The 12,685-nt window shown below is 65.3% G+C and carries 12 protein-coding genes; 6 read left to right on the top strand and 6 right to left on the bottom strand.

The window, feature by feature from the left end:
- Positions 1–13 precede the first annotated feature (13 nt).
- From D7S89_RS08805 to thiL, 3 genes are read right to left on the bottom strand one after another with little or no spacing between them, the layout of a single operon-like run.
- On the bottom strand, positions 14–514 hold the full coding sequence (locus D7S89_RS08805; RefSeq protein WP_121277216.1) for a CinA family protein: 501 nt from the start codon (positions 512–514) through the stop codon (positions 14–16).
- An 11-nt stretch (positions 515–525) separates the two neighbouring features.
- Positions 526–1,065, bottom strand: coding sequence for a phosphatidylglycerophosphatase A family protein (locus D7S89_RS08800; RefSeq protein ID WP_121277215.1), 540 nt, complete (start codon positions 1,063–1,065; stop codon positions 526–528).
- Complete coding sequence (gene thiL / locus D7S89_RS08795) at positions 1,055–2,056, bottom strand: thiamine-phosphate kinase (RefSeq protein ID WP_121277214.1); 1,002 nt, start codon at positions 2,054–2,056, stop codon at positions 1,055–1,057. Before thiL ends, D7S89_RS08800 begins: the two co-directional genes overlap by 11 nt.
- Positions 2,057–2,245: 189 nt before the next feature.
- Between thiL and D7S89_RS08790 the strand changes: the two genes are divergently transcribed.
- The 3 genes from D7S89_RS08790 (at position 2,246) to D7S89_RS08780 (ending at position 5,919) form a co-directional block, all read left to right on the top strand.
- Positions 2,246–4,552, top strand: a complete 2,307-nt coding sequence (locus D7S89_RS08790) for an NADP-dependent malic enzyme (protein WP_121277213.1) — start codon at positions 2,246–2,248, stop codon at positions 4,550–4,552.
- A gap of 340 nt (positions 4,553–4,892) precedes the next feature.
- A complete protein-coding gene (locus D7S89_RS08785) occupies positions 4,893–5,342 on the top strand; it encodes a ribonuclease (protein WP_121277212.1) in 450 nt (149 codons plus the stop codon).
- A 16-nt stretch (positions 5,343–5,358) separates the two neighbouring features.
- The gene (locus tag D7S89_RS08780) at positions 5,359–5,919 is read left to right on the top strand and encodes a barstar family protein (protein ID WP_121277379.1); all 561 of its coding nucleotides are present in this window, start codon (positions 5,359–5,361) and stop codon (positions 5,917–5,919) included.
- A 137-nt stretch (positions 5,920–6,056) separates the two neighbouring features.
- Here D7S89_RS08780 and D7S89_RS08775 read toward each other — a convergent pair whose 3' ends face one another.
- Positions 6,057–6,797 carry a 16S rRNA (uracil(1498)-N(3))-methyltransferase gene (locus D7S89_RS08775; protein WP_121277211.1) on the bottom strand — a complete coding sequence of 247 codons (741 nt, stop codon included), beginning with the start codon at positions 6,795–6,797 and terminating at the stop codon, positions 6,057–6,059.
- Between the two features lie 111 nt (positions 6,798–6,908).
- Complete coding sequence (gene speE, locus D7S89_RS08770; protein WP_121277210.1) at positions 6,909–7,751, bottom strand: polyamine aminopropyltransferase; 843 nt, start codon at positions 7,749–7,751, stop codon at positions 6,909–6,911.
- Between the two features lie 294 nt (positions 7,752–8,045).
- Between speE and tkt the strand changes: the two genes are divergently transcribed.
- Together tkt and gap are read left to right on the top strand one after the other, a co-directional pair.
- Positions 8,046–10,067: a transketolase gene (gene tkt / locus D7S89_RS08765; protein ID WP_121277209.1), complete on the top strand. Its 2,022-nt coding sequence runs from the start codon at positions 8,046–8,048 to the stop codon at positions 10,065–10,067.
- Between the two features lie 107 nt (positions 10,068–10,174).
- Complete coding sequence (gap, locus tag D7S89_RS08760) at positions 10,175–11,185, top strand: type I glyceraldehyde-3-phosphate dehydrogenase (protein ID WP_121277208.1); 1,011 nt, start codon at positions 10,175–10,177, stop codon at positions 11,183–11,185.
- A 70-nt stretch (positions 11,186–11,255) separates the two neighbouring features.
- On the opposite strand, the gene fur is transcribed toward gap, so the two are convergent.
- A complete protein-coding gene (gene fur / locus D7S89_RS08755) occupies positions 11,256–11,684 on the bottom strand; it encodes a ferric iron uptake transcriptional regulator (protein WP_121277207.1) in 429 nt (142 codons plus the stop codon).
- Between the two features lie 179 nt (positions 11,685–11,863).
- Between fur and D7S89_RS08750 the strand changes: the two genes are divergently transcribed.
- Positions 11,864–12,646, top strand: coding sequence for an outer membrane protein assembly factor BamE (locus D7S89_RS08750; RefSeq protein WP_245982757.1), 783 nt, complete (start codon positions 11,864–11,866; stop codon positions 12,644–12,646).
- Positions 12,647–12,685: the final 39 nt, after the last annotated feature.

Below are 12,685 nucleotides of genomic sequence, written 5' to 3'. Positions count from 1 at the left end.
CGACACCGCGCGCCTACTGCTCGTTATCGTCGAGCAGGCGCAGCAGGCCGCGCAGCGCATGCGCGGCCGCTTGCACGCGAATTTGCTCGCGGTCGCCCTTGAAGACGAGCGTTTCGCCCTCGGTATGCAGCCGATTGCTCCAGGCGAACGACACCATCCCGACCGGCTTCGTTTCCGTCCCGCCGCCAGGCCCGGCGACGCCCGTGATCGCGAGCGACACCTGCGCGCGGCTGTTGCGCAGTGCGCCTTCTGCCATTGCGCATGCGACCGGTTCGCTGACGGCGCCGTGTCTGTCGATGAGCTCGGCCGGTACGCCGATCATCTCCATCTTCGCCTGATTCGAATACGTGACGAAGCCGCGCTCGAACCAGCCGCTGCTGCCCGAGATGTCGGTGATGGCGGTGGCCACCATCCCGCCCGTGCACGACTCGGCGGTGGCCAGCATGAGACGCATGTCGCGCAGTTTGTTGCCGACGCGCACGGCGAGTTGGCTGACGACGGAGTCGGTTGACATGGGCCGGGCGGTCAGATCGTCATGCGCCACAGCGCAATGACGAGCAGTGTGAAGAACGCGGCGATCAGATCGTCGAGCATGATGCCGAAGCCGCCTTTTACGTGACGGTCGAAGTAGCGGATCGGCGGCGGCTTGACCATGTCGAAGAAGCGGAACACGACGAACGCCCACAGCTGGCCGACGAACGTCTCGGGCGTGACGAACAGCAGCACGAGCCAGAACGCGACGATTTCGTCCCAGACGACGGGCGACGGATCGTCGGTGCCGAGCTTCTTCGCCGTGAAGCCGGTAATGCCGATGCCGGCGATAAAGCCGACCCCGATCAGCGCCGCCCATTGGACGACCGTTAGATGGCTGGCCAGTGCCGCGAACGACAGCCATGCGAACAGCGTGCCCATCGTGCCGGGCATGACCGGCGACAAGCCGCTGCCGAAGCCCAGCGAAATCAGATGGAGCGGGTGGGACAGCATGAAGCGCGCGGTGGCGCGCCGCGGCTTCGCAACCGGCGGCGTGATGGGCGCACCGTCGCCGAGTGTCGGGTCAGTCTGCATCGAAGTGATCGAAACCGTGCAATGAGAGGGAGAGCGGCGTCTGCGCCGCATCGGTCCACGCGATCGACGGCGTGTCCGCCGCTTCGCGCAGGGCGCTTATTGTACCGATGCGCGTCACGGCCACGCCCGCGTGCGCGCCGGCGTCGAGAACCGCCTCACGTGCTTCGCGCGGCGCCGTGAAACACAGTTCGTAGTCATCGCCGCCGGCCAGCGCGCAGCGCAACTGCACGTCGGCGGGCAGCTTGCGCAGGGCGCGCGAACGCGGCACGCAATCGACGTCGACCGTCGCCGCGACGCGCGAGCGTTCGAGAATGTGGGCGAGGTCTCCGGCGAGCCCGTCGGAGATGTCCAGCGCCGCATGCGCGATGCCGCGCAGCGCGAGTCCCAGCGTGACGCGCGGCTCGGGGCGCTCGAGTGCATGCTTGAGTGCAGCCGCTTCGTCGGCCTCCCACAGGCTTGCGGGCCATTCGCCACGCAGGATGCCGAGCGCGGCGCGCGCGTCGCCGAGCGTGCCCGACACCCAGATGTCGTCGCCTGCGCGTGCGGCATCGCGTCGCAACGCGCGATCCGGCGGCACGTCGCCGAACACGGTCAGGCACAGGTTCAGCGGGCCGCGCGTCGTGTCGCCGCCGATCAGTGCGCAGCCGTAGCGCTCGGCGAGCGCGAACAGGCCATCGCTGAACGCCTCGAGCCAGTCTTCGCGCGGTGTCTGCAACGCCAGCGCGAGCGTGAAGGCGCGCGGCCTGGCGCCCATTGCGGCCAGATCCGACAGATTCACGGCGAGCGCCTTATGGCCGAGCGCATGCGGGTCGACGTCGGGCAGAAAATGTCGGCCTTCGACGAGCATGTCCGTCGAAATCGCGAGCAGCTCGCCCGGCGAGGGGGCGAGCAGTGCGCAGTCGTCGCCGATGCCGAGCACGGCATCGCGTGTGTCATGGCGCGCGCGGCGGGCGAAGAAGCGTTCGATCAGCGAGAACTCGGATAGCGACATGGTCGAAGTCGGCGGGCAAATACAAAAAATGGCGCCGAGGGAGCAGGCGCAAACAGGAATCCAAAATGGGACGCAAAGCGGTTTTTCGCGCAGGCGGCGCTAAGTGCGACAACGGCTGGCGCGGGGATTGGCGCTACAATGCGTCGAATATCTATTCTAATCCGCACTGAAGACTGGACTTACTTCCTCATGTCTACGAATCCTGCCGCCGCCAAAGCGAAGCTGCGCGAAGCCGCTCTCGATTATCACGAATTTCCTGTTCCCGGCAAGATTGCGATTGCGCCGACCAAGCAGATGATCAACCAGCGCGATCTGGCGCTAGCGTATTCGCCCGGTGTCGCGTTCGCGTGTGAGGAGATCGTCGAGAATCCGCTGAACGCCGCGCGTTTCACGGCACGCAGCAACCTCGTCGGCGTGGTGACGAACGGCACGGCCGTGCTGGGCCTCGGCAACATCGGCCCGCTCGCGTCGAAGCCTGTCATGGAAGGCAAGGCGGTGCTGTTCAAGAAGTTCGCCGGCATCGACGTGTTCGACATCGAGCTCAACGAATCGGACCCGCACAAGCTCGTCGACGTGATTGCCGCGCTCGAGCCGACCTTCGGCGGCATCAACCTCGAAGACATCAAGGCGCCCGATTGCTTCATCGTCGAGCGCGAATGCCGCAAGCGCATGAAGATCCCGGTCTTTCACGACGACCAGCACGGCACGGCCATCGTCGTGGCGGCGGCCGTCACGAACGGCTTGAAGGTCGTCGGCAAGGACATCGCGAAGGTCAAGCTCGTCGCCTCGGGGGCCGGCGCAGCCGCGCTCGCGTGCCTGGACCTGCTCGTCGATCTGGGCCTGTCGCTCGAGAACATCCTCGTGACGGACCTGGCCGGCGTCGTCTACAAGGGCCGCACCGAGCTCATGGACCCGGACAAGGAGCGCTTTGCGCGCGAGACCGACGCGCGCACGCTGGCCGAGGTCATCGAGGGGGCCGACATCTTCCTGGGTCTGTCCGCCGGCGGCGTGCTCAAGCCCGAGATGGTCAAGACGATGGCCGACAAGCCGCTGATCCTCGCACTGGCGAACCCGACGCCCGAAATCCTGCCCGAGCTCGCGCTCGAGGTGCGCCCCGATGCGGTGATCGCGACGGGCCGCACCGACTATCCGAATCAGGTCAACAACGTCCTGTGCTTCCCGTTCATCTTCCGCGGCGCACTCGATGCGGGCGCGACGACGGTCACGCGCGAGATGGAGATCGCCGCCGTCAATGCGATCGCGGAACTGGCGCGGCACGAGCAGAGCGACATCGTCGCGACGGCCTACGGCATTCAAGATCTGTCGTTCGGCCCGGAATACCTGATTCCGAAGCCGTTCGATCCACGTCTGATCGTGCAGATTGCGCCGGCCGTCGCGCAGGCGGCGATGGACTCGGGCGTCGCGACGCGTCCGATCGAGGACATGGAGGCCTACAAGCAGCACCTGCAGCAATTCGTCTACCACAGCGGCACGACGATGAAGCCGATCTTCCAGCAGGCGCGCAGCGTCGAGCCGGGCAAGAAGCGCATCGTGTTCGCCGAAGGCGAGGAGGAGCGCGTGCTGCGCGCGGTGCAGATCGTCGTCGACGAGAAGCTCGCCAAGCCGATCCTGATCGGCCGGCCGGCCGTGATCGAGCATCGCATCGAGCGCTATGGCCTGCGTCTGACGCCCGGCGTCGACTTCACGATCGTCAACACCGAGCATGACGAACGCTATCGCGACTTCTGGCAGACGTACTACCAGATGATGGCGCGCAAGGGCATCAGCCAGCAGATGGCCAAGATCGAGATGCGTCGCCGCACGACGCTGATCGGCGCGATGCTCGTGAAGAAGGGCGAAGCGGACGGCATGATCTGCGGCACGATCTCGACGCCGCACCGCCATCTGCACTTCATCAATCAAGTGATCGGCAAGCGTGAGGGCTGCACCGTGTACGCGGCGATGAACGGCCTCGTGCTGCCGGGCCGGCAGATCTTCCTCGTCGATACGCACGTGAACGTCGACCCGACGCCCGAGCAGCTGGCCGAGATCACGATCATGGCGGCCGAAGAGGTGCGCCGCTTCGGTATCGAGCCGAAGGTCGCGCTCGTGTCGCATTCGAACTTCGGCACGAGCAATGCGCCGAGCGCGCAGAAGATGCGCGACACGCTCGAGATCCTCAAGCAACGCGCACCGGAGATGCAAGTGGACGGCGAGATGCACGGTGACGTGGCGCTCGATGCGGCGCTGCGGCGCGAAGTGCTGCCCGAGTCGACGCTCGAAGGCGATGCGAACCTGCTCGTGCTGCCGAACATCGACGCGGCCAACATCGCCTATAACCTGCTGAAGACTGCGGCGGGCAACAACATCGCGATCGGCCCGATCCTGCTCGGCGCGGCCCAGCCCGTGCACGTGCTGACGGAATCCGCCACGGTGCGCCGTATCGTCAACATGACGGCGCTGCTCGTGGCCGACGTGAGCGCCGCCACGCGCTAAGCGCTGCAGGCGAAGGCAAAAAAAACGGCGTGCCCGCAATGGGCACGCCGTGGGCGAATGAGAGAGATTGCCGCCCAAATGCGTGAAACGACATTCCCCGACCGCTCGAAGCACGACGAGGAGGCAAAGACCCGTCGCCATCGGGAAACGTCACCGTCACTTTAGCGTAAACAAGCTAAAAATTTCTTTGGCGGGTGCGAAAAATAGGCCTAAAAAACGGTCGAACATGCGCTATATCTTTCATTTTCCAGACAAAGATTGCTTCCGGGGGCCGTTAGGGATACCCTTACAGCTTTAGTGGACGTTCACGTCAAGAATCGAACAGCGGGAAATCCAGCCGATGACACGCGCGGGGCAACGCGAACAGGCTTGTAAATGGCTTCGCCGCGGCGTGCTCGCGGTGTGTGTGGCGCTTGGCGGCATCGCCGGCCTCGGTTTGCCGGGTGGCGCGGCGTTCGGTCCTTCCGTCTCGGCGCGCGAAATGTCGCCTGCGTCGGGGCAGATCGGCGCGATCGCCCGGGCGCAATTGCCGCATGAGGCCGTCGATACATTGAACTTGATCGCAGCCGGCGGGCCTTACCCTTACGCAAAGGACGGCGTCGTATTCGGCAACTTCGAAAGGCTACTGCCCTCGCATCCGCGCGGTTACTACCACGAATACACGGTTCCCACGCCGCGGGCCAGAAGCCGCGGCGCTCGCCGCATCGTGTGTGGTGGGCCGCCGAGGCGAACCGACAACTGTTTTTATTCAGACGACCACTACAACAGTTTTAAACGCATTGTTGAATGATATCGGGATGAACGGCATGAGCGACAACATCTACGCGCACGACTCCGGAGTCGCGACGGATCTGTTCGCGGCCGGCGACGGCAATCTTTTTCAGCGTGTCATGCAAATGCGCCTGGCCGAGCGTGGCCAAGCCGTGCAAGGCGACACCCTGCCCGGGCATTCATCGAACGAGGAGCCTATGAGCCTATTCGCGACGGTGCGATCGAACATCGTGCAATCGATCCGCGCATTTCGCGTTCAGGATCTTGCCGACGAGGCGCAACGGCTCGGCCAGCACTTTCTCTATGCATATTGCGGCCACGCGAATTCGAAGCAGGAAGTGCTCGAGACGATCGCGACTTCGTTCCTGTTTCCCAAGCATTTCGGCAAGAACTACGACGCGCTCTATGATTGCGTGACCGATCTCGTGCATAAGGCAGGCACCCAGCCTGGCTTCGTGATCGTGCTCGAGGCGCTGCCCATCGCGCAGAAGTTCGACAAGGAAGGCCGCGAAACGCTGCTCGACGTGTTCCGCGAGGCAGCCGAGTTCTGGGCGGAGCGCAAGGTCGCGTTCCGGGTCTTCTACTCGTTCGCCTGATGTCCTGACTGACGGATGGCGATGCGCGCGATAGCTAGCGCGCGAACGCATGACAAACCAGAAAGAGGCCCGCACTAGTGCGGGCCTCTTTCGTTTCTGCCAACTTGTCAGGTATGGCGCAGGTGCGGAGTGTGTGCTTACCAGCCGCCCCAGCGCGCAGCCAGCGCGGCCAGGACCGCGATGCCGGCCGTTTCGGTGCGCAGCACGCGCGGCCCGAGCGCCAGCGGCACGAAGCCGCGTTCGGCTGCCGCGCTTTCCTCCTCGGGGGCGAGCCCTCCTTCTGGGCCGATCAGCAGCATCACGTTGCCGCTCGGCGGGGTCTGCGGCAGCGCGTCGAACGCTAGGCGCGCGCGCGGCGACAGCATGAGCCGCATGTCGCCATCGGCCGGCCCGGCCGGCAGCGCGTCGAGCCACGCGTTCAGCTCGAGTGGCGCCCCGACGTCGGGCACGCGGTTGCGGCAGCATTGTTCGCAAGCCGCTTGCGCGAGCGCCTGCCAATGCGCCTGGCGGCGTAGCGCACGCTCGCCCGCCAGCCGCACGACGCTGCGGCTGGTGGCGAGCGGTTCGACGTGGGAGACGCCGAGTTCCACGGCCTTCTCGATGAGCCAATCCATCTTGTCGCCGCCGGCGATGCCTTGCGCAAGCGTGATGCGGTAGGGCGGCTCGGCTTCGACGTCGGCGAATGCGCCGATTTCGGCGCTCGCATGGCGGCGGCCGATCTCGACGAGCCGCGCTTCGTATTGGCCGCCGCGACCGTTGAACAGCACGAGGGTGTCGCCCGGTTGCAGGCGCAGCACCTGGACGTGACGTGCGACGGCGTCGGGCAGCGTGACGAGCGCTCCGGGCTGAAAGGACGAATCGACGAAAAAACGAGGCATGGGCAGGAGGTGGGTTCAACGGCGGCGCGCGAGCGCAAATTGCGTGCTCGCTACGCTTGCTACGGGTGAGTCGACCCGCTTCGCAGGCCGGGTGCCGGATGGCGCGCGGCGCTACGAGCGAGCGTCGAGTTTATCGCTAACGGCGTGCGAGACGGTAAAAAGGGCCGGGTGTAATGCCGCGCTGTAATAGCGCAGCCCGCCGATGCGCCGCTCCGTGAGCCGCTCCTCGATGTCGTGCCGGAACAGCGAGGCGGCGTCGAGCGTATCGCTTGCCAGCGCCATCAGCCATTGCGAGCCGTACAGGGGCACGAACGCCGACATGACGTCGACGACCGCAAATCGCTCGCGCAGTCCGCGCAGGAGACCGGCTACGCGCGCCGCATGGTAATGCGGTGAGCCCAGGTGCATCGACAGCGCGGCGCGCGGCGCGAGCACGGCTTTGAGTTGCGCATAGAACTCGGCGGTATAGAGCGTGGCGGCCGGCGAATCGGGCGGCGTCAGATCGAACACCACGAGATCGAACCGCTCGTTCGTCGCGGCGACGAAGTGTTGGGCATCGCCGATCACGACCTGCACGCGCGCATCTTCGAGCGCGCCGCGGTGCACGTCGGCCAGGTGCTCGCGCGCCATGCGCACGACGGCTTCGTCGAGTTCGGCAACGACGATCCGCTCGATGCTCGGGTGCATCAGCAACTGTCGGGCGGCGCCACCGTCGCCGCCGCCGAGCACGAGCGCCTTCTTCGGCTCGGGGTGGGCGAGCGCGCCCGGATGCACCATGCATTCGTGATAGACGAACTCGTCGCCGACCGACGTCATGGGCCGGCCGTCGAGCGTGAACAGCTTTCCGAGCTGCGGCGTCTCCCACACTTCGATCTGCTGATGTTGCGATGCAACATGGGCCAGGCGCCGGGCGTGGGCGAAGCCGTACACGGCGTCGGGCGACGGATGAAACATCAGCGGAGTGTTCGAATGAGCGTGCACGGGAAGATGAACGGCGCGATGCCGCGTGAATCAGTCCTATTCGTTCGATTATAGGTGCCCGAACTGCGCTCGGGCAGCGTCGGGGCCTACCCGAACGGGCGGGGGGAGGGCGCATGCGTATCTGTTAGAATGGCACGCTTTGCAGCCCCGTCCGTTGCTCTGCCCGCCTCGCGTTGCGGTGCTTATTCCCGCGCGTTATGCGGCCTCAAAAAACGAGCAGCGGTCCGCCGTGCGTCCCGATTTCTCGACTCGTTCTTCGGACTCCACATGACGACTTCGTCTCCCGCCTCCACCGCTTTGATGGCGAACGCGATTCGCGCGCTCGCGATGGACGCCGTACAACAAGCGAACTCCGGCCACCCCGGCATGCCGATGGGTATGGCCGAAATCGGTGTCGCGTTGTGGTCGCGTCATTTGAAGCACAACCCGGCCAACCCGCACTGGGCCGATCGTGACCGTTTCGTCCTGTCGAACGGCCATGGCTCGATGCTGTTGTACGCGCTGCTGCACCTGACCGGCTACGATCTGCCGCTCGCCGAGCTCAAGAACTTCCGCCAGCTGCATTCGAAGACCCCGGGCCACCCCGAATACGGCATCACGCCGGGCGTCGAAACGACGACGGGCCCGCTGGGCCAAGGGCTCGCGAACGCGGCCGGCATGGCGCTGGCCGAGGCGCTGCTGGCAGCCGAATTCAACAAGGCCGACGCCAAGATCGTCGACCACTACACGTACGTGTTCCTCGGCGACGGCTGCCTGATGGAAGGCATCTCGCACGAAGCCTGCTCGCTGGCGGGCACGCTGAAGCTGAACAAGCTGATCGCGCTGTACGACGACAACGGCATCTCGATCGACGGCCACGTCGAGCACTGGTTCCGCGACGACACGCCCAAGCGCTTCGAGGCGTACGGCTGGAACGTGATCCGCAACGTTGACGGGCATAACGTCGACGCGGTCGATGCCGCCATCGCGCAAGCGAAGGGCGCCGACAAGCCGACGCTGATCTGCTGCAAGACCGTGATCGGCAAGGGCGCGCCGACCAAGGCCGGTGGCCACGATGCGCACGGCGCACCGCTCGGCGCGCAGGAAATCGCCGCGACGCGTGAAGGGCTCGGCTGGAAGTGGGAGCCGTTCGTCATCCCGCAGGAAGTCTATGCGGCATGGGATGCCAAGGCACAGGGAGCGACGAGCGAAGCAAAGTGGAACGACGCGTTCGCGCAATACCGCGCGAAGCACCCCGAACTCGCGGCCGAATTCGAGCGCCGCGCTGCCGGCAAGCTGCCCGCCGACTGGGCGGCCAAGGCGCAGGCGATCATCGCGGGCGCGAACGAGCGCGCCGAGACGGTGGCCACGCGTAAGGCGTCCCAGCAGGCGATCGAAGGTCTGGCCGCGGCGCTGCCCGAATTGCTGGGCGGCTCGGCCGACCTGACCGGCTCGAACCTCACGAACTGGAAGGCCAGCAAGGCCGTGCGCGCGGGTGCCGACGGCATCGAGTGGGGCAATCACATCAACTACGGTGTGCGCGAATTCGGCATGAGCGCGATGATCAATGGCATCGCGCTGCACGGCGGCTACAAGGCGTTCGGCGGCACGTTCCTCACGTTCTCGGATTACAGCCGCAATGCGCTGCGCGTGGCCGCGCTGATGAAGTCGCCGTCGATCTTCGTGTTCACGCACGATTCGATCGGCCTCGGCGAAGACGGTCCGACGCACCAGTCGGTGGAGCACGTCGCGAGCCTGCGCCTGATTCCGAACCTGCACACGTGGCGTCCGGCCGATACGGTCGAAACGGCCGTGGCGTGGACGCATGCGGTCGAGCACCAAGGCCCGTCGTGCCTGATCTTCAGCCGTCAGAACCTGCCGTTCTCGACGCGCACCGATTCGCAGATCGCCAACATCGCGAAGGGCGGTTATGTGCTGCGCGACTGGAATGACGACATCGTCGCGCGCAAGATCATCCTCCTCGCCACGGGCTCCGAGATCGAGCTCGCGCTGAAGGCCGTCGAGCCGCTCGCGCGTGAAGGGATCGGCGCGCGTGTCGTGTCGATGCCGGCCACGACGGTGTTCGATCGCCAGGACGCCGAGTACCGCGAACGCGTGCTGCCCAAGGGCGTGCGCCGCGTCGCGATCGAAGCGGGCGTGACCGATTTCTGGCGCAAGTACGTGGGCCTCGAGGGCGGCGTCGTCGGGATCGACACGTTCGGCGAATCGGCTCCGGCCGGCGAGCTGTTCAAGCACTTCGGCTTCACGGTCGAGCATGTCGTGGCGGCTGCCAAGGCGGCGCTCGACTGACGCGCTCACGCGCATCCCGGCGCGTGCCGGGATGCGCCGGGATGCGCCGGGACGCAGACAGAACACCATTTCAAGTATTTCTTAGTCCAAGTATCAGGAGAAACAGCATGACGATTCGCGTTGCAATCAACGGCTATGGCCGGATCGGCCGCAACACGCTGCGCGCGTTCTACGAGGGCGGCAAGAAGCACGACCTCGAGATCGTGGCGATCAACGATCTCGGCGATGCGAAGACCAACGCCCACCTGACGCAGTACGACACGGCGCACGGCCGCTTCAACGCTGACGTGGCTGTCGACGGCGATTACCTCGTCGTGAACGGCGACAAGATCCGCGTGCTGGCCAACCGCAACCCGGCCGAGCTGCCGTGGGGCGAGCTCGGTGTCGACGTCGTGATGGAGTGCACGGGCTTTTTCACGACGAAGGAAAAGGCTAGTGCGCACATCGCCGGTGGCGCGAAGAAGGTGCTGATCTCGGCGCCGGGCGGCAAGGACGTCGACGCGACGGTCGTGTACGGTGTGAACCACAACACGCTGAAGGCCGAGCACACGGTGATCTCGAATGCATCGTGCACGACGAACTGCCTCGCGCCGCTGGTCAAGCCGCTCAACGACAAGATCGGTCTCGAGACGGGGCTGATGACGACGATCCACGCCTACACGAACGACCAGGTGCTGACGGACGTCTACCACGAAGACCTGCGCCGCGCGCGTTCGGCAACGCAAAGCCAGATCCCGACCAAGACGGGCGCAGCCGCCGCGATCGGTCTCGTGCTGCCCGAGCTGGCAGGCAAGCTCGACGGCTACGCGATCCGCGTTCCGACGATCAACGTGTCGGTCGTCGACCTGTCGTTCATCGCCAAGCGCGACACGACCGTCGAAGAGATCAACGCGATCATGAAGGAAGCGGCCGAAGGCGAACTGAAGGGCATCCTCGGCTACAACTCGGCGCCGCTCGTGTCGATCGACTTCAACCACAACCCGGCATCGTCGACGTTCGACGCGACGCTGACGAAGGTGGCTGGCCGCCTCGTGAAGGTCTCGAGCTGGTACGACAACGAGTGGGGCTTCTCGAACCGTATGCTCGATACGGCGATCGCGCTCGCGAACGCGAAGTAAGCGTCGATTCGCTTGCTGTATGCGAAAGAGCCGCCCTCGGGCGGCTCTTCTTCATTGGTGCGGCGGGACGTCAGTGCTTGCGATGCGGGCACTCGTCCTTCGTGCACGCGCCGTACAGCGCGAGCGCATGCTCTTGCAGCTTGAAGCCGCGTTCTTGTGCGATCTTATGCTGGCGCTTTTCGATTTCAGGGTCGAAGAACTCCTCGACGAGCCCGCAGTCGATGCACACGAGGTGATCGTGATGCGTGCCCTCGTTGAGCTCGAACACGGCCTTGCCCGATTCGAAGTTGCTGCGCGAGAGCAGCCCGGCCTGCTCGAACTGCGTGAGCACGCGATAGACGGTGGCAAGCCCGATGTCGAGTTCTTCGCTCAGCAGGTTGCGATAGACGTCTTCGGCAGTCAGGTGGCGGACGGCGCTACGCTGAAAGATTTCAAGGATTTTGAGGCGCGGTAGGGTCGCCTTCAGCCCGATATTTTTGAGATCGGTGGGATTGGTCATAGCTAGGCATCCCTAGAGTACAATGCACGGTTCCAATGGTAATGTGTTTTTGCCGTTTCGGTCATCTTCGATGAAACTCGCGCGGTTCGCGCATCGCATGCGAACGAGCCCGCACGGTGGGTGAAATGAGTCCAAATTTTCTTTTGAAGTGTCGGGGGAGCCGCGCTCGCCGCGCGGTGATGGCCGTGACGGCAGTTGCACTCGTCGCCGGATGTTCGACTTACGACAACGTCACGCAGCGCGTCGCGCAAAGCATCACGCCGTACCGGATCACCGTCGTGCAGGGCAACTTCGTCTCCAAGGAAGCGGCCGAGAAGATGCGCGTGGGCATGTCGCGGCCCGAGGTCAGGGCCGTGCTCGGCACACCGTTGCTGACAGACATGTTCCACGCCGACCGCTGGGATTACCTGTTCTACTTCAAGCGCGGTTCGACGGCGGTTGTCCAGCAGCGCGACTTCATCGTCAACTTCCAGAATGATCGTGTCGTGAGCTGGACGGGCGGCGACGATCTTCCGTCCGAGCTCGAACTGCTGGCCGACATCGACGGCGACAAGCTCGGCAAGAAGGCGAAGGCCAAAGCACTCGCTTCGGCCAGCGCGGCGTCGGCATCGGCGGCATCGGCTGCGTCCGCTACTGCGGCGGCGGCACCCGTGGCGGCGAGCGAAGCGCCTGCGCCTGCCGTCGACGCGAACGCGCAAGCGGCAGAGGCGGCCAACCGTGCGACGAATCAAGTGTCGACGAGCACGCAGTCGACGCCGTCGGTTCGGTCCCGTGCGCCGACCGCTGGCGGCACGCCGCCCAGCGCCACGCCACAATTGAAGTTCCACCGCCAGCCGCAACCGCCCGCGGTGCCGAACGACAGCAATCCGGTTGGCCCGGCTGGTACGGAAAGCCGCGACGGCTCGGCGGCGCAGAGTCAGCGCCTGTCTTCGTCGCAAGACGGGTCGAGCACGGGCAGCTGATCGTTCGTTCTCCGAAAGGCGGGCCGTGCGCAACGCGCG

This window comes from Trinickia fusca (genome assembly GCF_003628145.1).
GTDB lineage: Bacteria > Pseudomonadota > Gammaproteobacteria > Burkholderiales > Burkholderiaceae > Trinickia > Trinickia fusca.
The sequence above is the reverse complement of the archived record's forward strand: the minus strand, read 5'-3'. Positions and strand labels throughout refer to the sequence as shown.

Coding starts and splice junctions, on each gene's coding strand:
- D7S89_RS08805 (WP_121277216.1), bottom strand. CDS start 514: ATGTCAACCGACTCCGTCGTCAGCCAACTCGCCGTGCGCGTCGGCAAC.
- D7S89_RS08800 (WP_121277215.1), bottom strand. CDS start 1,065: ATGCAGACTGACCCGACACTCGGCGACGGTGCGCCCATCACGCCGCCG.
- thiL (WP_121277214.1), bottom strand. CDS start 2,056: ATGTCGCTATCCGAGTTCTCGCTGATCGAACGCTTCTTCGCCCGCCGC.
- D7S89_RS08790 (WP_121277213.1), top strand. CDS start 2,246: ATGTCTACGAATCCTGCCGCCGCCAAAGCGAAGCTGCGCGAAGCCGCT.
- D7S89_RS08785 (WP_121277212.1), top strand. CDS start 4,893: ATGACACGCGCGGGGCAACGCGAACAGGCTTGTAAATGGCTTCGCCGC.
- D7S89_RS08780 (WP_121277379.1), top strand. CDS start 5,359: ATGAGCGACAACATCTACGCGCACGACTCCGGAGTCGCGACGGATCTG.
- D7S89_RS08775 (WP_121277211.1), bottom strand. CDS start 6,797: ATGCCTCGTTTTTTCGTCGATTCGTCCTTTCAGCCCGGAGCGCTCGTC.
- speE (WP_121277210.1), bottom strand. CDS start 7,751: ATGTTTCATCCGTCGCCCGACGCCGTGTACGGCTTCGCCCACGCCCGG.
- tkt (WP_121277209.1), top strand. CDS start 8,046: ATGACGACTTCGTCTCCCGCCTCCACCGCTTTGATGGCGAACGCGATT.
- gap (WP_121277208.1), top strand. CDS start 10,175: ATGACGATTCGCGTTGCAATCAACGGCTATGGCCGGATCGGCCGCAAC.
- fur (WP_121277207.1), bottom strand. CDS start 11,684: ATGACCAATCCCACCGATCTCAAAAATATCGGGCTGAAGGCGACCCTA.
- D7S89_RS08750 (WP_245982757.1), top strand. CDS start 11,864: ATGGCCGTGACGGCAGTTGCACTCGTCGCCGGATGTTCGACTTACGAC.